The 24,010-nt window shown below is 58.2% G+C and carries 21 protein-coding genes and 1 pseudogene; 6 read left to right on the top strand and 16 right to left on the bottom strand.

Annotated features, from left to right (window positions below):
* Nucleotides 1-266: 266 nt before the first annotated feature.
* Nucleotides 267-1,238, top strand: a pseudogene (glk, locus tag AB5Z02_RS06095) (glucokinase); the annotation flags it as partial.
* Between the two features lie 206 nt (nucleotides 1,239-1,444).
* Here the strand turns inward: glk and AB5Z02_RS06090 are convergent.
* Nucleotides 1,445-1,945: an SRPBCC domain-containing protein gene (locus AB5Z02_RS06090; RefSeq protein WP_005334766.1), complete on the bottom strand. Its 501-nt coding sequence runs from the start codon at nucleotides 1,943-1,945 to the stop codon at nucleotides 1,445-1,447.
* A 160-nt stretch (nucleotides 1,946-2,105) separates the two neighbouring features.
* Between AB5Z02_RS06090 and AB5Z02_RS06085 the strand changes: the two genes are divergently transcribed.
* Nucleotides 2,106-2,525, top strand: a complete 420-nt coding sequence (locus tag AB5Z02_RS06085; RefSeq protein ID WP_231720585.1) for a GNAT family N-acetyltransferase — start codon at nucleotides 2,106-2,108, stop codon at nucleotides 2,523-2,525.
* Here the strand turns inward: AB5Z02_RS06085 and AB5Z02_RS06080 are convergent.
* The 5 genes from AB5Z02_RS06080 to AB5Z02_RS06060 form a co-directional block, all read right to left on the bottom strand.
* Nucleotides 2,515-3,033: a hypothetical protein gene (locus tag AB5Z02_RS06080; protein ID WP_231720584.1), complete on the bottom strand. Its 519-nt coding sequence runs from the start codon at nucleotides 3,031-3,033 to the stop codon at nucleotides 2,515-2,517. The genes AB5Z02_RS06085 and AB5Z02_RS06080 overlap by 11 nt on opposite strands.
* Before the next feature lie 10 nt (nucleotides 3,034-3,043).
* Nucleotides 3,044-3,835, bottom strand: coding sequence for a winged helix-turn-helix domain-containing protein (locus AB5Z02_RS06075; RefSeq protein WP_231720583.1), 792 nt, complete (start codon nucleotides 3,833-3,835; stop codon nucleotides 3,044-3,046).
* A gap of 376 nt (nucleotides 3,836-4,211) precedes the next feature.
* Entirely contained in the window at nucleotides 4,212-5,738 is a 1,527-nt protein-coding gene (locus AB5Z02_RS06070) for a methyl-accepting chemotaxis protein (protein WP_368215571.1), read from the bottom strand.
* Nucleotides 5,739-5,802: 64 nt separating this feature from the next.
* On the bottom strand, nucleotides 5,803-6,534 hold the full coding sequence (locus tag AB5Z02_RS06065; RefSeq protein WP_005334783.1) for an ABC transporter substrate-binding protein: 732 nt from the start codon (nucleotides 6,532-6,534) through the stop codon (nucleotides 5,803-5,805).
* Between the two features lie 551 nt (nucleotides 6,535-7,085).
* Nucleotides 7,086-8,324, bottom strand: a complete 1,239-nt coding sequence (locus tag AB5Z02_RS06060; protein WP_005334784.1) for a uracil-xanthine permease family protein — start codon at nucleotides 8,322-8,324, stop codon at nucleotides 7,086-7,088.
* 306 nt (nucleotides 8,325-8,630) lie between these two features.
* Here AB5Z02_RS06060 and AB5Z02_RS06055 point away from each other — a divergent pair, with 306 nt between their 5' ends.
* The gene (locus tag AB5Z02_RS06055; protein WP_368215569.1) at nucleotides 8,631-10,151 is read left to right on the top strand and encodes a hypothetical protein; all 1,521 of its coding nucleotides are present in this window, start codon (nucleotides 8,631-8,633) and stop codon (nucleotides 10,149-10,151) included.
* Nucleotides 10,148-10,489 (top strand): RT0821/Lpp0805 family surface protein, encoded by a 342-nt coding sequence (locus AB5Z02_RS06050; protein ID WP_201974814.1) that lies wholly within the window; start codon nucleotides 10,148-10,150, stop codon nucleotides 10,487-10,489. Before AB5Z02_RS06055 ends, AB5Z02_RS06050 begins: the two co-directional genes overlap by 4 nt.
* Nucleotides 10,490-10,576: 87 nt before the next feature.
* On the opposite strand, the gene AB5Z02_RS06045 is transcribed toward AB5Z02_RS06050, so the two are convergent.
* Nucleotides 10,577-12,292 (bottom strand): NAD-dependent malic enzyme, encoded by a 1,716-nt coding sequence (locus AB5Z02_RS06045; protein WP_058055721.1) that lies wholly within the window; start codon nucleotides 12,290-12,292, stop codon nucleotides 10,577-10,579.
* A 274-nt stretch (nucleotides 12,293-12,566) separates the two neighbouring features.
* Between AB5Z02_RS06045 and AB5Z02_RS06040 the strand changes: the two genes are divergently transcribed.
* Nucleotides 12,567-13,331 (top strand): substrate-binding periplasmic protein, encoded by a 765-nt coding sequence (locus tag AB5Z02_RS06040; RefSeq protein ID WP_368215567.1) that lies wholly within the window; start codon nucleotides 12,567-12,569, stop codon nucleotides 13,329-13,331.
* 87 nt (nucleotides 13,332-13,418) lie between these two features.
* On the opposite strand, the gene AB5Z02_RS06035 is transcribed toward AB5Z02_RS06040, so the two are convergent.
* The 9 genes from AB5Z02_RS06035 to AB5Z02_RS05995 form a co-directional block, all read right to left on the bottom strand.
* Nucleotides 13,419-13,829, bottom strand: coding sequence for a hypothetical protein (locus tag AB5Z02_RS06035; RefSeq protein WP_013723543.1), 411 nt, complete (start codon nucleotides 13,827-13,829; stop codon nucleotides 13,419-13,421).
* A 159-nt stretch (nucleotides 13,830-13,988) separates the two neighbouring features.
* Nucleotides 13,989-14,960 carry a formate dehydrogenase subunit gamma gene (locus tag AB5Z02_RS06030; RefSeq protein ID WP_005334792.1) on the bottom strand — a complete coding sequence of 324 codons (972 nt, stop codon included), beginning with the start codon at nucleotides 14,958-14,960 and terminating at the stop codon, nucleotides 13,989-13,991.
* The gene (gene fdh3B, locus AB5Z02_RS06025) at nucleotides 14,957-15,583 is read right to left on the bottom strand and encodes a formate dehydrogenase FDH3 subunit beta (RefSeq protein ID WP_005334799.1); all 627 of its coding nucleotides are present in this window, start codon (nucleotides 15,581-15,583) and stop codon (nucleotides 14,957-14,959) included. Before fdh3B ends, AB5Z02_RS06030 begins: the two co-directional genes overlap by 4 nt.
* A gap of 4 nt (nucleotides 15,584-15,587) precedes the next feature.
* Nucleotides 15,588-18,464, bottom strand: a complete 2,877-nt coding sequence (locus tag AB5Z02_RS06020; RefSeq protein ID WP_150389472.1) for a formate dehydrogenase subunit alpha — start codon at nucleotides 18,462-18,464, stop codon at nucleotides 15,588-15,590.
* 23 nt (nucleotides 18,465-18,487) lie between these two features.
* On the bottom strand, nucleotides 18,488-18,691 hold the full coding sequence (locus AB5Z02_RS06015; protein WP_005303194.1) for a transcriptional initiation protein Tat: 204 nt from the start codon (nucleotides 18,689-18,691) through the stop codon (nucleotides 18,488-18,490).
* 117 nt (nucleotides 18,692-18,808) lie between these two features.
* Nucleotides 18,809-19,426 (bottom strand): molecular chaperone, encoded by a 618-nt coding sequence (locus tag AB5Z02_RS06010; protein WP_150389473.1) that lies wholly within the window; start codon nucleotides 19,424-19,426, stop codon nucleotides 18,809-18,811.
* Nucleotides 19,427-19,435: 9 nt separating this feature from the next.
* Entirely contained in the window at nucleotides 19,436-21,208 is a 1,773-nt protein-coding gene (locus tag AB5Z02_RS06005; protein ID WP_368215565.1) for a 4Fe-4S binding protein, read from the bottom strand.
* Nucleotides 21,209-21,311: 103 nt separating this feature from the next.
* Entirely contained in the window at nucleotides 21,312-21,911 is a 600-nt protein-coding gene (locus tag AB5Z02_RS06000; RefSeq protein ID WP_368175721.1) for a DUF3306 domain-containing protein, read from the bottom strand.
* Nucleotides 21,904-22,470: a DUF3305 domain-containing protein gene (locus AB5Z02_RS05995; RefSeq protein WP_368175720.1), complete on the bottom strand. Its 567-nt coding sequence runs from the start codon at nucleotides 22,468-22,470 to the stop codon at nucleotides 21,904-21,906. The genes AB5Z02_RS06000 and AB5Z02_RS05995 overlap by 8 nt, the downstream gene beginning before the upstream one ends.
* Before the next feature lie 249 nt (nucleotides 22,471-22,719).
* Between AB5Z02_RS05995 and AB5Z02_RS05990 the strand changes: the two genes are divergently transcribed.
* Nucleotides 22,720-23,916, top strand: a complete 1,197-nt coding sequence (locus tag AB5Z02_RS05990; RefSeq protein ID WP_338772206.1) for a RelA/SpoT domain-containing protein — start codon at nucleotides 22,720-22,722, stop codon at nucleotides 23,914-23,916.
* The last annotated feature ends 94 nt before the right edge of the window (nucleotides 23,917-24,010 follow it).

Here is a 24,010-nt window from a genome sequence, read left to right as displayed (position 1 = left end):
AGGACTATACAAGACAAGCGGTTATGGCAACTAACGCCTGCCATACAAAGTATGACTCATCTCTAATTATTTCGTACTTTTCGTTACAAAACGTCACCTTGCCATGAAAGCGCTTACAAATGTTGCAAAGCAACAACACTGTGAGCAGGCGCACGTTTGTATCGATCCGGCGGGTGAGCAAGCCTGAGCTCGGATAGAATGGGCCGTCATAATCCAACAATAATCTCGGGACACCAGAGTCGTCCCCATCCTGTAACGAAGGAGTTGTTATGCAGCATACCCATGCGCTGGTCGGCGATGTCGGCGGCACCAATGCGCGTCTAGCCCTGTGTGAGCTGGCCACCGGTACTATCTCTCAGGCAAAGACCTACTCAGGTCTGGCCCATCCCAGCCTTGAAGCCGTGGTACGCCTCTATCTGGAGGAACACAAGGTCCAGGTGGCTGAAGCCTGCATCGCCATCGCCTGCCCCATCAACGGTGACTGGGTTGCCATGACCAACCACAGCTGGGAGTTCTCCATCAGCGAGATGCAGAGCAATCTCGGGCTGGCACGCCTGCAAGTGATCAACGACTTTACTGCGGTCTCGATGGCGGTGCCGGTATTGGCTGAATCGGATCGCATCCAGCTGGGCGGCGCCGCGCCGGTAGCGGACAAGCCCATCGCCATCTATGGTGCGGGCACCGGCCTTGGGGTCGCCCATCTGGTCAAGGCGGGTGAGCAGTGGCTGAGTCTGCCGGGTGAAGGTGGTCATGTGGATTTTGCTGCCAACACCGAAGAGGAAGATGCGGTGCTGCAAGTAATGCGAGGCGAATTGGGCCATGTCTCGGCAGAGCGTTTCCTCTCCGGTCCGGGTCTGGTCAATCTCTATCGCGGGCTGGTGAAATCCGATGGCCGTGAGCCCGAGCCGTTTGCCCCCAAAGACATTACCGAGCGCGCACTGGCCGGGGAGTGCCTCGATTGCCGTCGCACCCTGAGCCTGTTCTGCGTGCTGATGGGCCGCTTTGCCGGCAATCTGGCCCTCAATATGGGTACCTTTGGCGGCGTCTATATCGCAGGTGGCATAGTGCCGCGCTTCCAGGAGTTCTTTACCGGTTCCGGTTTCCGGGTCGCCTTTGAAGACAAGGGGCGCTTCAAGTCCTACCTCAAGGAGATCCCGGTGTTTCTGATCACCCATGAAGGGCCGGGGCTGCTCGGTGCGGGCGCTTACTTGCGCCAGTCGATGGGGATCACTATCTGATTTGAAGAGGGTGGCGAGGCGGGATCATCCATGGTTCAGCCTCGATTCAGTGTGAATGGCATAAAGTAGCCGCACGTAACCAAGAGTGTTGTGCTTCACAAGGAGTGGAAAGCGACGCTCATCCGCTGGATACGTTTGTCACCTGACAAGCCTGAACTGTTTCAACCGGCCTTTTGGCCGGTTTTTTTTACGTCTGATATCCGGGATTACTGGGCCAGCGCCTTCAACTGCGCCTTGTCTGGCGGATTGTTCCAGTCGATGGGACCGTGGGTAAAACGGTACTGCAACCGTGGCAGGCTGGTCTCCAGCCACTCTTCCCGAAAATAGGCATAACCCTGATCCCAATCCGGATCATTGGCCCAACCGCTCTGGAGGAAGTAGAGGCGAGTGCCCTGCCCTTCCGGCACAAATCGCAGGCAAACCTGGGTCTTTTGCTGGCGGATATGGGGTAGGCTGGGCGGGAAATTCCAGCTGAAACTGAGCAGGTCATAGGGCATGACGGCCATGACCCGGCACCCTTCGCTGCCACGTTCACCCAGCGGGGCATCAGGCCTGAAGTAGATCTCGAAAGGACCATTCGGTTCGGCCACCATCAAACATTCGGGAGCCAGAAAACTGCGCAGACCGCTTTCGGTAGTCCAGGCGTGCCAGACATCGTCTATGTGCGCCGGCACAAAAATGTTGCCTTCAATCAGTTTATTGTCCATAAATCAGCGATCCTCAAGCCATCCATACAAGGGACTCCGGCAGTATAGCCCCATGGCAAATACAATGGACAGTGCTTAATCACACCCTTGTCATTTGCATCGATTAACCTGCCGCTGTGCAGCTGCCTCAATGAACATTGGCTTGATCCGGGAGGACATCATGATCCGGCTCATGGAAGAACACGACATTCCACAACTGGCCCGGCTGTTTTTAAAGAGCCGCCGCCACACCTTTCACTGGGTTGATCCCGCCCGTTTCCAACTCGAGGATTTCGAGGAACAGACCAAAGGTGAACAGGTGTGGGTCGCCGAGCAGGGGGGCAATATCTGCGGCTTTATAGCCATCTGGCAGCCCGATCACTTCGTCCATCACCTCTATGTGTCAAGCGACTGGCACGGTCAGGGGATAGGGCGCGCCCTGCTGGAGCGAGGCCTCGCTGATTCGCCGCACGGCTCGCTGAAAGTTGCGACCCGCAACACGGCGGCATTAGCCTTCTACCATAGACTGGGCTGGCAAAACAGTGATGAGACAGGCCACTGCGAGGTCACCGGCCCCTGGTGCAAGTTGCTTAGAAGCTAGCGGGACGCCCGGCACCTGCGCTTTTCGACTGAGCAGGCACCAACGGTGCCGGGGGGAAGAACCAGCGGTAGAGATCGAACCAGCCATCTCGCTGGGCAATCACGACCTCATGCACCGGATCGCGCTGGAAGATCGCCACCTTGTTTTCAGTCAGTGGCACCCAGGCATAGTTGACCAGCGCATATTGCGACTGGATCAGGTTGTACTCATTTAGATAGGAGTCATCGTTACCCGATTCGTGCAGTTGGGTACGACTGTCGATGAGGTAAACAAGCTGGTTGAAGAAGGTAAGTTGAAAACCGGTCACTCGCCACTTCTCCCTGGTCGCCTCCTCCTCTTCGATCACGGTGATTTTGCCCCAGCGGCACACCCCGTGATAGTTGACTCCATTGGCCGACATTTTCAGATCGTAATGGCAGCCCAGACTGTTGATAAACATCCCGACCACAAACAGCAGCACGACAAGCAGTGGCAACAGCAGCAAGGTATTTTTCAGCGTTCGTTTCATCAGAGATCCCTTACAGCGTTTTTTCGAGCTCTTTATAGGAGAGCACGCGAACCTGGTGGCCGGAGACCAGCACCAGCGATGCCGGTTTGACTGGTGGCACATCGCTCCGTGCCTCCATCTGGCAAACAACGCCGGTCGGCGAGTCGGTGCAGTGCACATGGAGCCACTCGAAATGGAGATAGCTGGCGACAAACACCACCAGCACAACCAGTAGCAGATTGACGTATATCAGGCCCCTTGCCAGCATTGGCCGCCCGATACCGCTGAGAAAGGCAAGTTTGGCACGCTCACCAAAAGAACGGGGAGCAGCAGGCTCTGTGATGACCTCGTGGTCGGAGCTTGGTGATGTCGACGGTGGCTGCGCAGCCGCTGCAGGCGTGGTCTCGCTCAGCGGCTCGGGCAAGGGCTCACTCTCTGTTGGCAGTGCCTTACCGTAATAACTCTTCATCTTGCAGTTCAGATGCAGGGAGTACCCTTTTTTCGGGGTACTTCTGATATCCAGCGTCTGGGGGGATGAGGCGAAGTGGCGGCGAATATTGGCGATAGCCACGTTCAGGGAGTTGGGGCTGATGGGGCGACCCAACCAGCCGATATCGAGCAACAGATCCTTGTCGCACACCTCGTCATGGTGATCGAGCAGATAGCTGAAAATGAGGCTCTCTGCCGATGACAAGCGCACCACCCGGGCGCTTTGCAAGTTGTCCTTGTCGGCACAGAAGATCAGCTCTCGCCTTTTGACATCAAAGACATAATCACCGAAGTGATAGGCTGATATGTTATTGCCTGGCGCAACCCCCGTCATACCAACCACCTGTTATTTGCATTCATCATGAAGAAGATGGGATTCCACACCTGATAAAGCCAGATGGCGGCTCAGGACTCGCTGTAATTAAACGAAATTCTAAAGGGTCGAGATCAGCGGCACAATAGATGCCGGCAGGCATGAGCGGGGAAAATGAAAATATGCGTCCAGCGCTGTCGGACTGCGTATCGGGCAGAGCATGATGCTGCGAGTTTCGCGTATCGCGGTCACGCCAATCTCAGCTGAACAGTGACATGGGCATGACGAAAAACGCTGCAGGACAAGGCCCCTTGCCCCTCACAACATCTCGCAGCGCTCACAATAAAGGGAACCTTACCTGCCCCGCAGGATGATCCAACGGGGCGAGGTGAACTGACTAGACCCGAAACTGCTTGAGCAGGGTGTCGAGTTGGGCCGACAGCTGCCGCAGATCGCTGCTGGCCTCGGCAACCTGTGCAACTCTGGCCGCACTCTCGCTGTTGAGCGTCGCAATCCGGTTGACGCTGTGGCTGACCGCTTCCGCCACCGAGTGTTGTTCTTCCGATGCCTGGGCGATATACATGTTCATCTCGCGGATCAGGCTGACCTGATTTTTAATCTTCTCCACCGATGTCTGCACATCTGCCGCCTCGATGCCGGCGCGGGATGCCTTCTCCTGACTCTGTTGCATGCCGGCACCGACATTCTGGGTCGCTTGCTGCAACCGCTTGATACTGGCGCTGATCTCCTCCGTCGACTGGCGAGTACGGCCCGACAAGGTGCGCACCTCATCCGCCACCACCGCAAAACCGCGCCCCTGATCACCCGCCCGCGCCGCCTCGATGGCCGCGTTGAGGGCAAGCAAATTGGTCTGCTCGGCAATGCCGTTGATCACCTCGATGATGGTGCCAATGCTGCTGCTTTCGGTCGAAAGGGTGCGCATCAGGGTGGCGACCCGCTCCACCTCCCCCACCAGTTGATGGATGGCCTCATTGGCATGGCCCGCCAGATTGTAACCCTGCTCCACATAGAGGTTGGCCTCATCGGTGGCGCCAGAGGTTTTCACCGCATTGCCAGCCACTTCCTGCACAGCCTGACTCATTTCGGTAATGGCGGTGGCGACTTGATCCAGCTCGGATTGCTGGGCGTCACTGCCTACCCGGGTATCTGCCGAGAGGGAGTCACAGAGTTCAGCGGTTTGCAACACACCGGCAGAGAGCTCGTTGATCTCCGCCACCATCTCCTGCAACTTGGCAATAAAGTGGTTGATGTTGGTGGCCAGCGCGCCCATCTCATCCTGACGGCTGATCTTCAGACGCCGGGTCAGATCCCCCTCTCCTTTGGCCAGATCGAACACCGCCTGATTCATCTGGTGAAGCGGCCTGAGCACATTGCGATGAATCAGCACCATCAACAGGGCGATGATGCAGAGATCGAGCACCAGGATCTGCCAGACGGTGGTGATCAACTGCTGGCGCAATTGGGCCTGAATGGCGGCATCACTGGTTTGCACCAGTAATCGGGCCACGGTGTTTTTCTGGCCGCTGTCGTCATAGACCAGATCATATCCCCCATAGGCAGCGGTATCGGCAGGCATGGCTGTCACGGGGGCAATGCTCCCCGCCGTGTCACGGGCAAACCCGGCCACCAGCTTGTCCTTGTTGACCACCAGCAAAGCACTCAGGATATCGGCCGCCAGCTCGGACTTGAGTGATGCCTCGATAAAGGCCGATTCATAATTCCACAGCGGGCCGGGCAGGGAGAGCTGCAGCCGGCCAATGGCCTGTTCGACCAGCGCACTCTGTTTGCTGTGGCTCTCCGCCCTGACGGCGTGGTAGTTGTAAGCGCCAAACAACACCAGTAGCAGACTCACCGACAGGGAGGTCAACACGGCAATCCTGAACGTCAGACTTTTCCAATCCATGGTTTCCTCCCGGTTTTACGGCAGCCGGCGCAGTGCCATTGAGCGGCACTTGCTATTGGTACTGTTACTGGTACTTGGCATTGATCTTGTCGATGGTGCCATCCGCCTTCATGGCAGCGAGGATCTCGTTGAGCTTTGTGATGAGCTCATCGGGCGTATCCTTGTTAAACGCCAAGCTCATCTGGGTTTCCTTGAACACGAAGACCGGCTTGGGTGAGGCCACCTTCTCCTTGCTGGCCAGATAGGGGGCCAGATACTGGCCAGTTGCCCAAAGATCGATGCGGCCGGCCTCCAGTTTCTTCACGTTGGCGGTGTCGTTGGCCGCCAGCTGCAACTTGGCAAATCCCTGGGCCTTGAGATATTCGGCGGCCGCATCGCCGTTATAGCCACCCACCGAATACTGCTTGGCATCTTCCAGCGACTTGACCGTGATATTGGCGGTCGAGCTGGAGAAAAACACCCAGTTGTTATTGACCAGCGGCCCTACCCACTTGAACAGCGCTTCCCGCTCCGGAGTGCGGGTCGTGGAGTAGAGGGCGGTATTGGGAGTACCGAGGGTATCTTCGTACGCCCGCTTCCAGGGCATCAGGGTCAGCTTGTATTCGACCCCGGCACGCTTGAAAAGCTCTTCGACCACCTCGGTCGACAGCCCGACAATCTTGCCCCCCTCTCCCTGCATGTTGAATGGCGGGTAATCCTCGGTCATCACATTCAGTGGCGCAGCCTGAACAGCGCTTATTGCCATCATGGAAGAGACTGAAAAAATTGCACTTTTCCACAGCAGTTGATAGTTCATTGCAACCTCGCTTTGCTTGCCATTCATCCCTGAGCATCCGCCGTTACCGATGGCGGTGCACGTCTGACCCGCTGGGGTCATGCCGGCTTTCACGGCTCGCCGCCCACCCATGTGCAGCAGCAAACAGATCCGGATTTTGCCTGTGCGCAACGAAACGCAACCGGCGAGGCAGGCTCACAACAAATCGAGGTGGAAACATGCCAGGGCAGCATAAGGGGAGTGCGGAGTGGGGCGGATAAGCCTCTGCCATACAACAGCGCCGTGGCAAAGAAAAAGCGCATCGTTTTATGACAGGGGTCTGGGAGAGAAATGATAGAAAACGCCAACATCCATTTTCCCATACTGCTCGAGGAGACCTCAGAGCCAAACCTGTCCTTTAGCTAAGGTCACGAAAAGAGATACGTCAAATGAGAATGCTAACCCCCTCATCTGCTTCCAAATTAGATTCCAGATGAGCTCCGTCGAGCCAAAAAGTGGCGCTAGATACCCGAAAATGAGAAGGCCATCGCGAGGTGGCCTTCTCCAAATCAACAATGAACGTCTGGTGGAACTCAGTCCTTGGCCGCGTCCATCACACCTTCTTCGGAGTGTGCAGGCAGGATCAGGTTGAGCAGGATGGCGGCAACAGAGGCCAGGCCAACACCGGCTAGCGCGAAGTCGCCAATCTTCATCTCAAGTGCACCGACACCGACGGTCAGAGTCACGGCGACAATGGCGATATTGCGTGACAGCCCCAGATCCACCTTGGATTCCACCAGCGTCTTGAGACCGATGGCGGCGATGGATCCGAACAGCAGCAGCATGATACCGCCCATCACCGGCATCGGGATGGAGGTGAGCAGCGCATTGAACTTGCCAAAGAAGGCCAGAATGATGGCAAACACCGCAGCCCAGGTCATGGTGACCGGATTGAAGTTGCGAGTGATCATCACGGCACCTGTCACTTCGGCGTAGGTGGTCACGGGTGGGCCACCGATGAAACCGGCGAAGCAGACGCCGATACCGTCACCGGCCAGCGTACGATGCAAACCCGGATCCTTGGTGTAATCCTTGCCAGTCACGCCACCAATCGCCAACACGCCACCGATATGCTCGATACAGGGGGCGATGGCTACCGGCAACATGAACAACGCAGCAGCCCAGTTGATCTCCGGGGTTTCGAAGTGGGGCAGCGCCAGCCAGGGAGCGTTCACCATACCATCGAAACTCACCTGGCCCATGAATACCGCCGAGACATAACCGGCAATCACGCCGCACAGGATGGGGATCAGCTTGATCCACCCCTTGCAGAACACAGCTGCAATCAGGGTGACCGCCAGCGAGATACCGGCCAGCGTCAGCGCAGTCCCCGCAGGTACCACCTGCTCACTACCGGCGCGGCCCATCGCCATGTTGCAGGCAACCTGCGCCACAGAAAGACCGATCACCATGATCACCGGGCCAATCACAACGGGCGGCAGCAATTTGTGCACAAAGCCCATCCCTTTTGCCCGGATCAGCGCAGCCAGAATGAAATACATGAAACCGGCGGCAAACAGGCCAAACATGGTGGATGGCAATCCCCAGGTCTGGGTGGCGTAGATGATGGGAGCGATGAAGGCAAAGCTGGAACCGAGGAAAATCGGGACCTGGCGGCGGGTGCAGAGCTGGAACAACAGGGTGCCCACACCGGCGCCAAGCAGGGCCATGGAGGGGTTCAATCCGGTGAGCAGGGGCACCAGAACCATGGCGCCGAAGGCGACAAACAGGATTTGCAGCCCGGCGACACTTTGCTTGACTAAGGAAAACATGGATGTCCTTAATTTTTTGATAACTGATGGGGATATTTATCACTTTTCAGTTATCACAAGACTTTTCCAAGGCACAAAATGAACACAAATACGTCACTTGTTGCCTTTTACTGCTTGGGAAGGGCATGAAACTGGCTTTTTAGGCGGGATTCGTTGCTACAAGCATCGAGTATGCGATTTTACGTATTATTGTGACGAACGCCAATCGTTTTTCCATCATGTTTATTGTGTTCATGGTCAAAAATGCCGCCGCCAGGGGCGCGCTCTATAATGGATCCTGTGAATCAAGATGGACAAGGAGTCCCCATGTCACAGCCCCCATTCAAGGCCAGCCAGCGCAGATTGCTTATTGGCTCGGCCATCGCACTCGCCCTGTTTGCGAACCCGTTCAGTTATGATTTCGCCCAAAATGAGTGGCAAATGAATCAGGCCTATGCCAAGTCCTGCTTTATCGCCGGCACTCGCATCACGATGGCCGATGGTTCCACCCGCCCGATAGAAACGCTCCGGGTCGGTGAACAGGTGCTGGATCAGCACGGCGGCAGTAACCGGATCCTGGCGATCGAACGGGTCATACTGGGCAAGCGCAGACTCTACGGGATCAATGATCTGCCCCCGTTCTTTACCGCAGAGCACCCTCTGCTGACCACGCGGGGCTGGGCAGCCATCTCACCGGCCATGACCCGAACCGAAAACCCGCAACTGGCGGTGCTGCCGCTATTTACCGGCATGCAGATAATGTGTCGCCCGGCACCTGCCATGGTGACGGGCAATCTGGCCCTGCAACCCCAGCTGGAATTACTGCTGGTTGAGTCACTCTACTGGATCGAGGCATCTCCCACTACCGCACTCTTCAATCTGCTGCTCGATGGCAGCCACAGCTACATCGCCAATGAGCTGATCGTTCACAACAAAGATGGCGATGGTGGCAGTGGAGGCAGCAGTGGTGGTGGCGACAGCGGTGGAGGCAGCAACAGCGGCGGTGGCAGCAACAGCGGCGGTGGCAGCAACAGCGGCGGCGGCAGCAACAGCGGTGGTGGCAGCAACAGCGGTGGTGGCAGCAACAGCGGCGGAGGCAGCAACAGCGGCGGAGGCAGCAACAGCGGCGGAGGCAGCAACAGCGGCGGAGGCAGCAACAGCGGCGGTGGCAGCGACAGCGGCGGTGGCAGCGACAGCGATGGGGGCAGCAACAGCGATGGGGGCAGCAACAGCGGCGGTGGCAGCGACAGCGATGGGGGCAGCAACAGCGGCAGCCAAGGCGAGCATGCCGGCGGAGAGCTGCATGGTGGAGGTGAACGGCATGCTGGTGGAGAAAAACATGCAGGGGGAGAACGCCATGGTGGTGGCCGCGGGTTTGGCAATGGCGTTGATGACAACGGCGTGGATGCGGTCGATGCCAATGGCAACAAGCTCAGAGGTGATGGCACCATCGATGACAACGGCGTAGATGCCGTCGATGCCAACGGCAACAAGCTCAGAGGCGATGGCACCATCGATGACAACGGCGTGGATGCCGTCGATGCCAACGGCAACAAGCTCAGAGGTGACGGCACAGTCGATGACAACGGCGTGGATGCCGTCGATGCCAACGGCAACAAGCTCAGAGGTGACGGCACAGTCGATGACAACGGTGTGGATGCCGTCGATGCCAATGGCAACAAACTCAGGGGCGATGGCACGGTCGATGACAACGGTGTGGATGCTGTCGATGCCAACGGCAACAAACTAAGAGGTGATGGCACGGTCGATGATCGCCAGCAAGTGCTTACCGATGAGCAAGAGCGGGCGCTGCTCAACAACGGTTTTCGCCAACAGGGGCAACCATGATGCGATATCTGTTACCACTCCTCCTGCTCGGCCTCACTGGCTGCGCCACGGTCGACACCCCGCCGCTTTACCATCAGATGGATAAGGGAGATGTTCAACTGGCCAATCAGGCCCTCGCCAAGGCGCTGGAAACCCGCACCAAAGGGCAGAGCCTCACCTGGTTCAATCCGGCTAATCGTCACTCGGGTAGCGTCACCCCGCTACGCACCTTCCGCCATACCAGCGGGGAGTGGTGTCGCGACTATCGCGAGCAACTCTATATCGGCAAGGCGAGCCAGCAGTGGCAGGATACCGCCTGTCGCAATCAGCAAGGGCGCTGGCGGCCATTGCGAACTTAGTGAATGCCACGGGGTAAACGAAAGGGGGTAGCAGCGCTACCCCCTTGTCATCTTTACCGACCCGTTATCCGAGCGGTGAATATGCGGTTATACCCGACGATAGGGCAGGTAAACCGGCTCCCACATGTGGTTGAGGATATGCTGCTGCAGATCCTGACCGATTAGCGGGTGGGAGGGATCCCGGCGCACGATATCCTTGAGCACGGCGGTCGCTACATGCACCGAGATGCTGCGCAGCTCGCGAATGCGGGGATAAACGGCCCCTTTCGCCAGATCCACCTCACTCACGCACTCGGCCAGCGCAAAGGCGGCGGTAGTGAATACATCGGGTGTGATCTCGCGGATCTGGCTGACGATGGCCGCCAGACCTACACCGGGGAAGATAAAGACGTTATTGCCCTGCCCGACCCGGAACTCCTGCCCCTCGTAGCTCACATCCTTGAACGGACTACCGGTTGCAACGATGGCTTTGCCCTTGCTCCAGCGGTAGATATCTTCCGGCAGCGCTTCACAGTTGGCGGTCGGGTTGGAGAGCGGGAATACCATGGGGCGCTCGCAATGCTGCAGCATCAGCTGGATGTGCTCTTCCTGGAAGGCACCGCCCGAGCCGCTGGTACCCAGCAACACGGTAATGGGCACATGACGCAGCACATCGGCCAGATTGGCCTTGCCGGGCACCTCGGTATCCCAACCCGCCAGCAGCAGACCCGGCTTGGCGTAGCGACGCTTGTACTCGTCGAGCCCATCCCGGTTGTCGCACACCAGCCCCTGGGTATCCAGAATGTAGATGCGATCGCGGGCCGCCTGCGGATCCATCCCCTCGCGGATCATCCCCGCGCAGATCTGGTCCGCGACACCAACCCCACCGGCGCCAGCGCCATAGACCAGATAGTTCTGCTGGCCCAGGGTCTCCCCCTTGACCTTGACCGCGCCGATGATACCGGCCAGCACCACGGCACCGGTGCCCTGAATATCATCGTTGAATGACGGCAGTGACTGCTGGTAGCGGGCCAGATTGTTGAAAGCATTGGATTTGCTGAAGTCTTCCCACTGCAGCACCGCGTTGGGGAAGTGGCGCTTGACCCCCTGCACGAACTTGTCGATGAACTCTTCATACTCCTTGCCGCGAATACGCTTGTGGGGGCGGCCCAGATACATGGGGTCATCGAGCAGTTTCTGGTTGTCGGTGCCCACATCCAGCGCGATGGGCATGCAGCAGGCGGGGTGAATACCGGCACCCAGGGTATAGAGCGCCAGCTTGCCGATGGGGATGCCCATGCCGCCAACACCCTGGTCGCCGATCCCCAGAATACCCTGGCTGTCGGTGACGACTATGATGCGGATCGATTTGGCATCGAAGTGACGGGCCTGACTGCCCATGTCATCCACGTTGTCCGGGGTAATGTAGAGGCCGCGCGGCTTCTGGAAGCGGTGGCTGAACTCCTGACACGCCTTGCCCACGGTCGGGGTATAGATGTAGGGAGTCATCTCCTCTACATGGCGTGACAACAGGGCATAGAAGAGAGTCTCGTTGCGATCCTGCAGGGCACGCAGGTTCTGGTACTTCTCGATATCGCTGCAAGCGCTTTTGAACCCCTCATACACTCGCTCGAGCTGGGCTTCAAAAGTTTGCACCTGAGGCGGCAGCAAACCATCGAGATCAAAATCGGCCCGCTCCTGTTCGGTGAAGGCCGTGCCCTTGTTGAGGTATCGATTGTTAAGCAGATCAGTGCCGGTCAGTGCAACGGGGCGAAAATCCTGTCCCTGTGCATCTTTCCACAGCAGATATTGTCCGGTAGCCATAGTCATTCTCTTTGATTTACGTGAAATTGCCGTTCGGCAGGAGAGCAAGACTCATAATGAAATCAATCATATGACGTTTACTCGATCGGTTTTGTGAGCTTGGGCATACCCTGCGGCCAAAATAGGCGCCCGGCGACCCCGGCGAGACAAATATCCACGGCAAGGAATGAGACTCATGTTAGCATTGCGGGCAACCCAGCCCCTTTCACCGCATCACAGCCGGGAGTGACCTGATGCCCTCGCCTCTGCCAGCCTGCGCCCCCTTTTTCTTGCCATGCGCCTGATCCCGCTTCTTGCTCTGTGGCTGTTTCTGGCCTGCCAGTCGGCTCTCGCCGCACCGGGCCGGGTGCTCAACATCATCGTGGGTGAATGGCCCCCTTTCGTCTCCGAGCAATCAAAACAGCACGGTCCAGTGGCCCACCTCATCAGCGATCTGTTCAAGGAGGCGGGCTATCAGGTGAAGTTCCACTTCGCACCCTGGGGTCGGGTCTATTCGCTGGCGGCCAACAGCCAGCTCTACGACGCCACCGCAGTCTGGATGCACAAACCGGAGCGGGAGCAGGATTTTCTGTTCAGCGAAGCGGTGCTGCAGGAGCAGTTTGTCTTCTTCTCCCTCAAATCACGGCAGCTGCAAGCCGAGCGCCTTGAGCAGATCATCGGCATGCGGTTGGGGGGCGATATCGCCTATAGCTACGGGCCCGAGCTGGACAAGATGGTGGCCGATGGCAAGGTAACCCAACAGAAAGTCACCGACGTGAAGCAGAATTTCGGCAAGCTGCTGCGCGGGCGGATCGACCTCTATCCGCAAGAGCTGCGAGTCGGTTTGGCCGAGTTGCAGAGCCAGCTCTACCCCGCCAGCGCGGCACTCATCACCCACAGTCAGACCCCTTTTCTGCGCAACGACAGCTTCGTGATGTTCCCACGCAAGATGCCGGATTCAGCCAAACTGCGGGATCAGTTCAATCAGCAGTTGCAGCAGGCCATCGCCAGCGGACGTTATAAGCGCTACTTCGAACGGCTGGCCCGGGGGGGCTATTAACCTTGGCGAGGCAAAAACAGAGGGGATAAAACAACGGTGGCGGCCCTTTGTGGCCGCCACCTCTGTGATGCTTGTCAACTGCTGGCATTAGCCGCTGATGCCCACCTCCAGCTTGAACGGCGTCTTGGCCTTGCTGCTCTCGGCCGCCCCCATCTGGTAGACCCGAATGGTATAAGTGCCCTTGGCGGGCAGGGTTGCCTCAAAGTTGTTCCCTTCGGTAGAACCGATAAACATCGCCTCTCCCTTGCTGCCCGGCGGCAGAATATTGAAGTAGGGCTTGCCGGTCAGGATCACCACCATGCTCTGGCCCTTGTTGGCCGTCAGCTTGTAATCGAGGGTCTGGCTACCCTGAATGGTGCCGTTGATAGTCGCCCCTGACTCCCCCTTCTTGAACTGCACCTGCTGGGTCTTGATCCCGTCAGCCGCCTGCGCCACGCCCGCAATACCACCGAAGAGCGCAGATGCACATACCGCTGCCAGCCATGCTTTTCTCATCATTTGTCATCCCTTGTGTGAATGGAACCCCTGTTACTGTTGCTCAAGGTGGCCCAAAAAACCATCGCCGTTTGCGGCATCGCTCAATCAATTTGCCATCACGATCGACCCGCCATCAAAAGGGGCGCCGCAGCGCCCCTTCTCTTTACTCTTTGTCGACCATCAGCTTGATTTGCCCGCCTTGGGCTCATCGAGGGTGTGCTTCACCTCTTCATACCAGAGGTCGTGGTGCTCCTTGGCCCAGGTCTCGTCCACCTCGCCGGTCACCATCCCCTCCAGCGCCCCTTCCAGCTGGAACAGACCCATGTAGATATGGAAGATAAAGCCGCAGATAAGGATCAAGGCGCCTACGATATGGATGAAGCTGGCCCACTCCATCTGACGGCGCAGCTGGCCGAAGATGGGGAAGTCCAGAAATAGTCCGGTCGCCACCACAATGCCGCCAAACCAGATCAGCAACCAGAAGATCGCCTTCTCGCCACCGTTGGAAAAGCCAGCCGAGGGGTGACTTCCCTTGTGCTTGCCGAGCATGCCACCAAACTTCATGAACCACTGCACATCCACCATGTTGACGATGTTGTGGCGGAACCACTTGATGAGCACCCCCATCAGGCAGAGGAAGAAGAGCGGCCCCACGTAGTTGTGGAACACCTTGGCAAACCAGATCCAGTTCTCCCACACCCCGAGGCTCACCACCGGCTTGATGAAGTACTTGCCGTAGATGATGGCCAGCCCCGACCCGGACAGGGTCAGGAACATGGCCGCCGTGGTCCAGTGCAGCGCCCGATCCAGCCTGCTCCAGCGCTTGAGCTTGCGCCCGGTGCGCGGTTTGGAGAGCTTGGTCTGCCCCACCACCAGGTACATCAGGCCACACATGGCGAGCGACCCGAAAATAGCGATGGCGCCGAGCGGCGACACCCACTTGGTCTTCACCTCGAACCAGAGCTGGCCCGGCACCGAGATAAGCACCCCGTGCTCCGGCGAGCGGGAGGTGGTCACCCCCTCCTGCCCATCCTTCACCGCCCGCCAATAATCGGCGCCGGCAAAGCCGACCGCCTCTTTCTCGGCGTCGGCGAAGCTGGCGGTACTCACCAGCAGCAGGGCGGCAAACAGGGCCATTAGCCAGGTTTTCATGCCGCCCCTCCCTGCTTGTTCAGCTTGCTGGCATCGTGAAACAGCTCATCACCATTACCCCAAGCCGCATCCTTGGCACCGCGATAGGCGACCCGCTCACGGAAGATGTCGGAGATCACCTGCGCATCCCCCGCCAGCAGCGCCTTGGTGGAGCAGAGCTCGGCACACATCGGCAGCTTGCCTTCGGCGATGCGGTTGGCACCGTACTTCTGGCGCTCCGCTTCGCTGTGATCCTCTTCCGGGCCACCGGCGCAGAATGTGCACTTGTCCATCTTGCCCCGATCGCCAAAGGCGGCGGTCTTCGGGAACTGGGGCGCCCCGAACGGGCAGGCAAATAGGCAGTAGCCGCAACCGATGCAGAGATCCTTGTTGTGCAGCACTATGCCGTCGTCGGTGTGATAGAAGCAGTCGGCCGGGCAGACCGCCATGCAGGGGGCATCGGTGCAGTGCATGCAGGCGACCGAGATGGAGGTCTCCCCCGGTAGGCCGTCGTTGAGGGTCACCACCCGGCGGCGCTGGATGCCCCACTCCAGGGCATCGTCGTTCTCGTTCTTGCACGCCGTCACACAGCCGTTGCATTCGATGCAGCGCTTTGTGTCACACATGAATTTCATTCTGGCCATGGGATCAGGCTCCTACTTTGCGAAAACGGCACAGGGTGACCTTGGTCTCCTGCATCTGGGTGACCGGGTCATAACCATAGGTGGTGACTATGTTGACCGACTCCCCCAGCACATAGGGGTCAGACCCTTCCGGATACTTGGATCGCAGATCCTTGCCCTCGAAGTGGCCGCCGAAGTGGAACGGCATAAAGGCGAGCCCCGGTTTGACCCGCGGGGTCACCAGCGCCTTCACCTTGACCCTGCCCCCTTCCGGCCCCTCGACCCACACATCCTGACCATCGCGCACGCCGACGTCGTTGGCATCCGCCGGGTTCATCTCGACAAACATCTCCTGCTGCAATTCAGCCAGCCAGGGGTTGGAGCGGGTCTCGTCGCCGCCCCCCTCGTACTCCACCAGACGGCCGGAGGTGAGGATGATGGGGAACTCCTTGCTGACATCCTTCTCCTGCACCGAGGCGTACTGGGTCGGCAGGCGCCACAGGCTCTTCGAATCAGGCCAGGTGGCGTAGTCAGCCAGCAAGTCGCGACGCGGGGTGTAGAGCGGCTCGCGGTGCTTGGGCACCTGATCCGGGAAAGTCCACACAACGCAGCGCGCCTTGGCGTTACCGTAGGGGACGAAGCCGTGTTTGATGGCGACCCGCTGGATACCGCCGGAGAGATCGGTCTTCCAGTTCTTGCCCTCGGCCTCTTTCTTCTCGGCCTCGGTCAGCTCATCCCACCAGCCGAGCTGTTTCATCAAGTCGGCAGTGATCTCGGGATAGCCATCCTCCACCTCGCTCCCTTTCGGCCAGGAGTCTTCGGCGAGCAGCGAGACGCCCTGATACTCGATGCCGAAACGGGCGCGGAAACCGCCGCCCCCTTCCGAGACCGGAATGCTGGTGTCGTAGAGGATATGGCTGCCGGGATGTTTCATCTCCGGGGTGCCCCAGCAGGGCCAGGGTAGACCGTACACTTCGCCACTGACCGGGCCGCCCTCGGCCTTGAGGTTGGTCTTGTGGAAGGTGTGCCAGTTCTGCTGGTGCGCCTTGAGCCGCTCCGGGCTCTGGCCGGTGTAGCCCACACTCCACATGCCGCGGTTGTATTCGCGGGTGATGTCTTCCAGCAGTGGCTGGTTGTTCTCCACCTTGATGTGCTTGAACAGCTGGTCGGCAAAGCCAAGCTTCTTGCTTAGCAGATACATGATCTCGTGATCGACCTTGGATTCGAACAGGGGCTCAATCACCTTGTCGCGCCACTGCATGGAGCGGTTGGTGGCGGTGACGGAACCATAGGTCTCGAACTGGGTGGTGGCCGGCAGCAGGTAGACGCCGTCGGTGCGATCGTTCATGACGGCAGCGACTGTGGGATACGGGTCGACAATCACCATCATGTCGAGCTTTTGCATCGCCTTCTTCATCTCCGGGCCGCGAGTCTGGGAGTTGACCGCATGGCCCCAGTAGAACATGGCGCGGATGTTGGAGCCCTGCTCGATCAGATCGGCGTTCTCCAGCACCCCGTCCACCCATCGGGAGACCGGAATGCCGTTGTTGTTCATCGGCAACTTGCCGTTGTAGGCCTTGTTGTCGAAGCGGGCCTTGATCCACTCGTAATCGACATCCCACACCCGGGCCCAGTGCTTCCAGGAACCCTCTTCCAGCCCGTAGTAGCCGGGCAGGGAGTCGGAGGTGACGCCAAAGTCGGTGGCGCCCTGCACGTTGTCGTGACCGCGGAAGATGTTGGTGCCCGCCCCGCTCTTGCCCACGTTGCCGAGGGCCAGTTCGAGGATGCAGTAAGCGCGGGTGTTGTTGTTGCCGGTGGTGTGCTGGGTGCCGCCCATGCACCAGACCACGCAGCCGGGGCGGTTGTCGGCCAGCAGTTTGGCGGCGCCATAGACCTGCTGTTCGTTGAGGCCGGTCACCCGCTCCACTTCGGCCGGGGTCCAGCGCGCCACCTCTTTTTGCACCTCGTCCATGCCGTAGACGCGGGTGCGGATGAACTCTTTATCTTCCCAACCGTTCTTGAAGATGTGCCAGAGCATGCCCCAGATAAAGGCGACGTCGGTGCCTGGGCGCAATGAGAGGTACATGTCCGCCTTGGCGGCGGTGCGGGTACGGCGCGGGTCGACCACCAAAATCTTGCAGCCGTTGCGCTCTTTGGCCAGCAGGATGTGCTGCATGGCGACCGGGTGGGCCTCCGCCGGGTTGGAGCCGATAAACATGATCGACTTGCTGTTGTGCATGTCGTTCAGGCTGTTGGTCATGGCGCCGTAGCCCCAGGTGTTGGCTACGCCAGCGACCGTGGTGGAGTGGCAGATGCGCGCCTGATGATCCACGTTGTTGGTGCCCCACAAGGACGCCATCTTGCGAAACAGGTAGGCCTGCTCGTTGGAATGCTTGGCGGAGCCGAGCCAGTAGACGCTGTCGGGGCCGGACTCCTTGCGCAGGCGCAGCACTTCGTTGCCCACCTCTTCGATGGCCTGATCCCAGCTGATGCGCTGCCACTTGCCGCCCACCAGCTTCATCGGGTACTTGAGGCGACGCTCACCGTGGCCATGCTCGCGCAGGGCCGCCCCCTTGGCACAATGACCGCCCAAGTTGAAGGGGTGATCAAAGGCCGGCTCCTGACCAGTCCAGACGCCGTTTTGCACCTCGGCATAGACGCCGCAACCCACCGAGCAGTGGGAACAGATGGTACGCTTCACCTCGACCGGTACCCCGGCCGCCACAGTTTTGGCTTCGGCCCGCTGCATCATGGCTGGCGCCAGCCAACCGGCGGCCACGGCGCCACCGGCCACCAGACCGGAGTTGACCATAAAGGCGCGACGGGTCAGCCCCTGACCGCGAATGGCCTCATTGCCCTGCTCGCCCACTTGGGGCTGCTCGGCACGTTTTGTCAGTTTCATGAGTTCTCCTTCACTGATCCGGCTCAGTCGGTGCCGCGCAGGGTGCGATAAAAGTCGTGAACATGGGGGGTCTCCCGATAGCCCTTGTCAGGCTCGGTGTCGTGGGTCAGCACCTCTTTGCCCACCACCCGACCGGTGGCACCGGCCAATACGCCTATGGTGGCGACCACGCCAACTCCCTTGATCAAATTGCGGCGGGACGGGTCTTTCAGCTGTTCATCGCTCATTCTTGTGACCTCTGTTGTTGTTCTTGCCGGCGCCTGCGCGCCAGCTTCGCGTCCAATGGGATATCTCGTCTGTTCATTTTGTTATGCGCAGAACTTGTTATGCACAGATAAGGGCGTTCAGCCCCTCACCACGCAGGCGCCAAACGGCAGGCGCAATTCGTTTTCCAGCTTGAAGAAATCTTCGGCAAGGGCGCCGACCGCCCGGTAGAAGCTGCCCCCTTTCGCCTGTTGCTGATCGCGGCAGCAAGCGAGTACCCAGGGGGCAAGGTGGCGTTCATAGAAGCGGTTGCGCTCCGGGTGCTGCTCGGCAATCAGTACCGCCATCACCTCACAGAGGGCGGCCAGATGATCTTCCGGCTCGCACACTCCGCTCTGGCGCTCGAAACCGAGGGACTGCAGATCTGCGCGCAGCACCGCCAGCGGCAGCTCCATCAATGAGCCGGTGAGATACCAGGAGGCAAACGGCACGATCTCCCCGCGCCCCAGACCGATAAAGAGATCCTGATACTCCTCGGCAAGCTCGTTTTCGTGGTGGCTGCTGGCCGCCAGCTGTACCAGCCCGAGCCCTCTGGCAAAGGGGCCCGGCATAGCCTGCAACCCTTGCAGCCAGGCGAGCTGTTCGCCACGGGGGGCGGCGCGCCAGAGGCTTGCCAGCAGGGCGTAGAGATCGGCGCTGCTCTGTTCCAGTTCGGTCATGGTCAGTTCGCCAGCCTTTTCGTTATGTTGTTCACTCATCACTGGCCCTCACACCTTGAGCTGGGAGACGGGATCCGCCGCCAGCGCCGCAAACACATCCTTGACCCGACACTCCTCGCACATCAGCAGCCGCTGGGCGGCCTCGTTCTGGAAGTGGGAGTGACCGGCCAGTTTTTGCTGGATGCGGCGGATCATCGAGGCTGGCGCGAACGGCTTGGAGCAGCGAATGCAGCAGGCAGCCTCTTCGGCCTTGAGGCTCTGTACGGCGAGGCGTGCCTCGGGCACGGGTTGCAGACGGGGCGTGAGCACGATGGCCTGCTCGGGGCACGCCTTTTCGCACATGCCGCACTGGATGCAGTCCTGCTCGATAAAGTTGAGGCCGGGGGCATGACCCACCGCATGCAGGGCACGGCTCGGACAGACCGCCACGCAACCCATGCAGAGGGTGCAGTCAGCTTCTTTCAGTTCCACGCTGCCGTAAGGGGCACCGTGGGGCACCGCCAGCGGCTCGTGGCCGCCATTATTGGCCTGCCAGAGTGCATCGAAGGCGGCAAACAGATTTTCCCGTTTGTCCCCTTTCAGCGGCTTCTCCAGCAGAGCAACGGCTGGCTGGCCGGAGATCGGCTTATCTTGTTCAGCATCCGGGTTAAACAGGGCGATACGATCGGCAGCAAGGCCAGCGCCCGCCAGCAGCACGGCGGCGCTGGCCAGCTCCCGCTCAACCAACGCACGGACGCTTGCGGGGGCATCGTCACCCAGCGCAATGCGCACCGCGCTGGCGCCATAGGCAAGTGCGGCGAACCAGCTCTCGATGCCTAAACTCGCGCTCTCCTCCACCCAGACCGGCAGCCAGTTGGCGGGCAGGCGGGTGAGTTCGGCTTCCACCCATTCGCGCTCGTTTTCACCGGCGATCAGCAACTGGGGCGCGTCGCCCCCGGCCTCCCGATAATGCTTGAGCAAGCGCAGCAGGTAGTCGCCGCTGGTGTTGGCATCGGGCTGGTGATAGGCAATCGCCCCGGTCGGACAGGCCGAGGCGCAACTGCCGAAGCCCTGACAGAGATGGGGATCGATCTGGATGCGACCATTGATGGGCTTGAGGGCATCGGTCGGGCAGACATCGAGGCAGCGGCTGCAACCGGGTACACCGCGGGCGGTAAAGGCGCAGGCCTCGGGGTCGAGGCGAAAATAGCGCGGCTTGTCGAAGATGCCGGTCAGCGCACAGAGCTCGGCAAGCCGTTCGGCCAGCCCATCGTCATCAGTCAGATGCAGATAACCCACCGGCGGGCGCTCCAGCGCAAAGAGCGGGACGCGGCCCAGATCGGCCACCAGATCGAAGCGCGGTGCGCGTGGCTGTTCACTAACAGCAGCCGCTTGGTGTGGAAAGCCTTGTTGTGGGAAGCAAAGCGCCGCCAGATTAACCCGCACCCCCTGCCCATTGAGGCCGGTGAGCTGGAACTGCCCCAGATACCCTGTCAGGCTCGGTTCGCGCAGGGTCAGGGCCGCGAGGGATGCGGTGGCATCGAAAATGGCTTCGAGATCGGCCGCCTCGGCATCATGGACCGCTTCGGTCACCAGCAGGGTGGGCTTCACCCCGGCAGGCAGCAGGCTGGCGGCGCGGCGAATGCGATCTTCCGGGCCGACCAGCAGCAGACGCCCCTGACTCTGGTAAGAGACAGTGGCCGGGATCAGGTTGTCGGTCTTGACCGTATGCTGCAGGGCATAGGCGCGAGCGCGCGCGTTATGCTCGGCCGCCCCCGCCCCATGGGCAAGATTGGAGGCTAGATTTGGGGCCAGATTTGGCAATGTTTGTTCAGTGCTCACATACGCTCCTGTGCGCGCCACCTCATGGGATGGGCGCTTGTTGGTAAGCCGAGAGAGCAAGAGGCGAGCCAACTCCCCCGGAAAAAAAGTGACTGACAGGGAGTCAGGATCCTGAGGGTTCCATTCCCCCACCTTTGGTTGGGACATTTTGTCCACCACAGGAAACCAAAATGTCCCGATCGTCGGTGTGGGTTTGAGAATGGTTATCAGCCCGCTCGGGCTGCTCGGCGGCAGGTTCGCTGACAAGCGCCAGCGGTTCAGCGGATCCGTTGGCCGGGTTGGCCGATTCGCTCTCCGGGGCGATTACCTGATCCACCAGCCAGTTGCGCAGCCCGGCGGTCAGGGCCGCGGGCAGCAATTCGGGCTGACTGAAATCCTGGGTGTAGTCGTCGAGCCCATCCGGCTTGTGGCTGCGAAACATGGCCCGCAGCGCCTCCCTGTCGGGGAGTTTTGCCTTGCCCGGCTGGGCTGTTGTTAGCGGCGGCTCGCCACTCTCTGCCCCCTCAACGGCAAGGGATTCGCAGCTCCCCTTGTCAGTGCTGACTACGGGGCTATCCAGCGCGGTATCTGATATTTCACCTTCACCACTACCTTCGATTGGCACGGTAACAGCCTCAGAAATGACCTCTTCTCTTGGCTGCAATGCCTGATGCTTGCGCGCCTCACTCTTGCGAGACGACCAGCGCTTGAGGAAGTCACTCATGGGCATTGTTTCCGGCAATGTTTTCGGCATTGCAGCCACGCTCGCGGCCATCGGGGCTGGTGGCTTTGACGGCGCCACAGCTGGCTTGATCCTGGCTATCGACACCGAGCTGATCCTGCGCCCGACCCTTGCCCTTTTTGCCCTTGCGACGGGCCTCCAGCAGCTCGCCGTGGCGGCCGATAAAGGCCTCCACCCAGGCTTGCAGCGCCTCGGGTAGCGGGCAGGAGAGCACTTGCCGCTCGCCATCCATATAGGCGGCGGCCACGGTCTGGCTCAGGGTCAGGCCATCGGCCACAAAGCCAGTGTCCACACGGCTTCCGGTGACAAACAGGCGGGGCGAGCCGGAGCTCAAATTAAAGCGATAATCCCCCCGCTCATCGCGAAACAGGGTAAGGGGCAAGGCACCGGCAGCCTCAGGTTCAGCGGGGTGGAGCGCTGCTATCTCAAAACGGCGGCTCTGCCAGCGGCCAACCTGGCTGTCGATGGCCTTTAACTCCAGTTGCAGCCAGCGCTGCGGGGAGAGGGGTTTGGTTGTCTCTTGCACTGTCACGGCTCCCATCAGAAGGTCTCTGCCGGGCCGCCCTCCCCCTTGAACCACCCAGTTCGGGGCGGATCACGGCAGGAGATTCAGGGCGGCCACAGCCATCAATGGGATAAGACATAGCAAGAGTGGGGCCAAGGCAACTCAATAGGGGGAGGTTAAAAATCGAGCGACTGTCCACATTCTAAAGAAATATTCACTCGACCCCAATTAATCAATTACTGTAAACTTAATAATGACAACTTAATCAATTTTAAATGGATGAAAATGGAAAACATACAAAATATAAATAACTTAACTCAAGATTCCTTTTGTCAAAGGAATAAAATATCAAGCAGTGACTTCGAAAAAGCAAATATTTGTTGGGATGACTTAATGGCAATAGGATTAGACCATCAGCGTCTGTTTGATGCCAGAAAAGAATCAGCAGAGTTTTTTGCTAAGGTCATTCAAGGTTGCAATAAAGTTCATTCTGTCAGATGGAGAGTTAAAGACCCTCAGCACTTGATGGAAAAAATAGTTAGAAAGAGAAATCCTGATTCTAATGTTTACAATGAAAAATATACATCAATAAGTGTATGCAACTATCATGAAATAGTAACTGATTTAGTCGGAGTTAGAGCACTCCATTTATTTAAAGATGACTATTTGGATATTGACTCTTACTTAAGAGATAACTGGAGCCACATCGAGAAACCTATTTATTATCATAGAGAAGGAGATGTTCAAGATTCAGTTTTAGATATTTTCGATAAAAAGCCACACCCAGCTGGATATCGCTCCATTCATTATATATTCACATCTCAGCCACTTAATAAAATATTACTTACTGAGGTGCAGGTGAGGACTATCTTTGAAGAGGGATGGAGTGAAATAGATCATGTCGTTAGATACCCAAACTTCTCTAATAATCAGCATGTTTCTAATTTTCTTCAAATTTTCAATCGACTTTCCGGTAGTGCTGATGAAATGGGGTCTTTTGCTAAGCAATTGGCAAAAGAGCTGCAAGATAGGACAGAAATGCTTGAAAAACTACAGAGAGAATATGATGAAACAAAAGCTGAAAATAGTGTAAATGAAGATAAAATAAAAAGCTTATTCAGTCAATTAAAAGACTTAAGTGATGACAACGCAGATAAATCAGCATTAATTTCTGAGCTCGAGCATGCTGTTGAAAAGAAAAATAGAATGGCGTCTTTGATGGATAATGATGCATTTCTGTCAACTCTGAACAGGAATATTCCTATACACCTTAATGCAAATATTCCCTCTGCAGCTATGCTTGGCACTCTAAGTGAGAAGCAGAAAAAGGTTATAGAGGATGCTGCTTTATTAACCAATAAAATTGTTAGCAATATAAACCTAGCAACATCTTCTACACACAATTTCAATCTATCTTCGTCAAAAAATAACAATAACGAAGTCGGCGCAAAAATAAAACCTAAAAAAACACCAGTAAAATAATAGCTCACCTCATAAAGCCATGGTTATAATATGTTGTTTTATACCATGGCATTATTCCTTCAGTTTCAATAAATATAATTTTAAAATATGGAAT

It is taken from the genome of Aeromonas sp. R2-3 (assembly GCF_040908375.1).
Classification (GTDB): Bacteria; Pseudomonadota; Gammaproteobacteria; order Enterobacterales; family Aeromonadaceae; genus Aeromonas; species Aeromonas veronii.
This window is presented reverse-complemented; position numbering and strand designations above follow the sequence as displayed.

Coding starts and splice junctions, on each gene's coding strand:
- AB5Z02_RS06075 (WP_231720583.1), bottom strand. CDS start 3,835: ATGACGGGGGTTGCGCCAGGCAATAACATATCAGCCTATCACTTCGGT.
- AB5Z02_RS06080 (WP_231720584.1), bottom strand. CDS start 3,033: ATGAAACGAACGCTGAAAAATACCTTGCTGCTGTTGCCACTGCTTGTC.
- AB5Z02_RS06020 (WP_150389472.1), bottom strand. CDS start 18,464: ATGAAACTGACAAAACGTGCCGAGCAGCCCCAAGTGGGCGAGCAGGGC.
- AB5Z02_RS06060 (WP_005334784.1), bottom strand. CDS start 8,324: ATGTTTTCCTTAGTCAAGCAAAGTGTCGCCGGGCTGCAAATCCTGTTT.
- AB5Z02_RS06070 (WP_368215571.1), bottom strand. CDS start 5,738: ATGGATTGGAAAAGTCTGACGTTCAGGATTGCCGTGTTGACCTCCCTG.
- AB5Z02_RS06030 (WP_005334792.1), bottom strand. CDS start 14,960: ATGAAAACCTGGCTAATGGCCCTGTTTGCCGCCCTGCTGCTGGTGAGT.
- AB5Z02_RS06055 (WP_368215569.1), top strand. CDS start 8,631: ATGTCACAGCCCCCATTCAAGGCCAGCCAGCGCAGATTGCTTATTGGC.
- AB5Z02_RS05995 (WP_368175720.1), bottom strand. CDS start 22,470: ATGGGAGCCGTGACAGTGCAAGAGACAACCAAACCCCTCTCCCCGCAG.
- AB5Z02_RS06045 (WP_058055721.1), bottom strand. CDS start 12,292: ATGGCTACCGGACAATATCTGCTGTGGAAAGATGCACAGGGACAGGAT.
- AB5Z02_RS06090 (WP_005334766.1), bottom strand. CDS start 1,945: ATGGACAATAAACTGATTGAAGGCAACATTTTTGTGCCGGCGCACATA.
- AB5Z02_RS06000 (WP_368175721.1), bottom strand. CDS start 21,911: ATGAGTGACTTCCTCAAGCGCTGGTCGTCTCGCAAGAGTGAGGCGCGC.
- AB5Z02_RS06015 (WP_005303194.1), bottom strand. CDS start 18,691: ATGAGCGATGAACAGCTGAAAGACCCGTCCCGCCGCAATTTGATCAAG.
- AB5Z02_RS06050 (WP_201974814.1), top strand. CDS start 10,148: ATGATGCGATATCTGTTACCACTCCTCCTGCTCGGCCTCACTGGCTGC.
- AB5Z02_RS06035 (WP_013723543.1), bottom strand. CDS start 13,829: ATGATGAGAAAAGCATGGCTGGCAGCGGTATGTGCATCTGCGCTCTTC.
- AB5Z02_RS06040 (WP_368215567.1), top strand. CDS start 12,567: ATGCGCCTGATCCCGCTTCTTGCTCTGTGGCTGTTTCTGGCCTGCCAG.
- fdh3B (WP_005334799.1), bottom strand. CDS start 15,583: ATGGCCAGAATGAAATTCATGTGTGACACAAAGCGCTGCATCGAATGC.
- AB5Z02_RS05990 (WP_338772206.1), top strand. CDS start 22,720: ATGGAAAACATACAAAATATAAATAACTTAACTCAAGATTCCTTTTGT.
- AB5Z02_RS06085 (WP_231720585.1), top strand. CDS start 2,106: ATGATCCGGCTCATGGAAGAACACGACATTCCACAACTGGCCCGGCTG.
- AB5Z02_RS06010 (WP_150389473.1), bottom strand. CDS start 19,426: ATGAGTGAACAACATAACGAAAAGGCTGGCGAACTGACCATGACCGAA.
- AB5Z02_RS06065 (WP_005334783.1), bottom strand. CDS start 6,534: ATGAACTATCAACTGCTGTGGAAAAGTGCAATTTTTTCAGTCTCTTCC.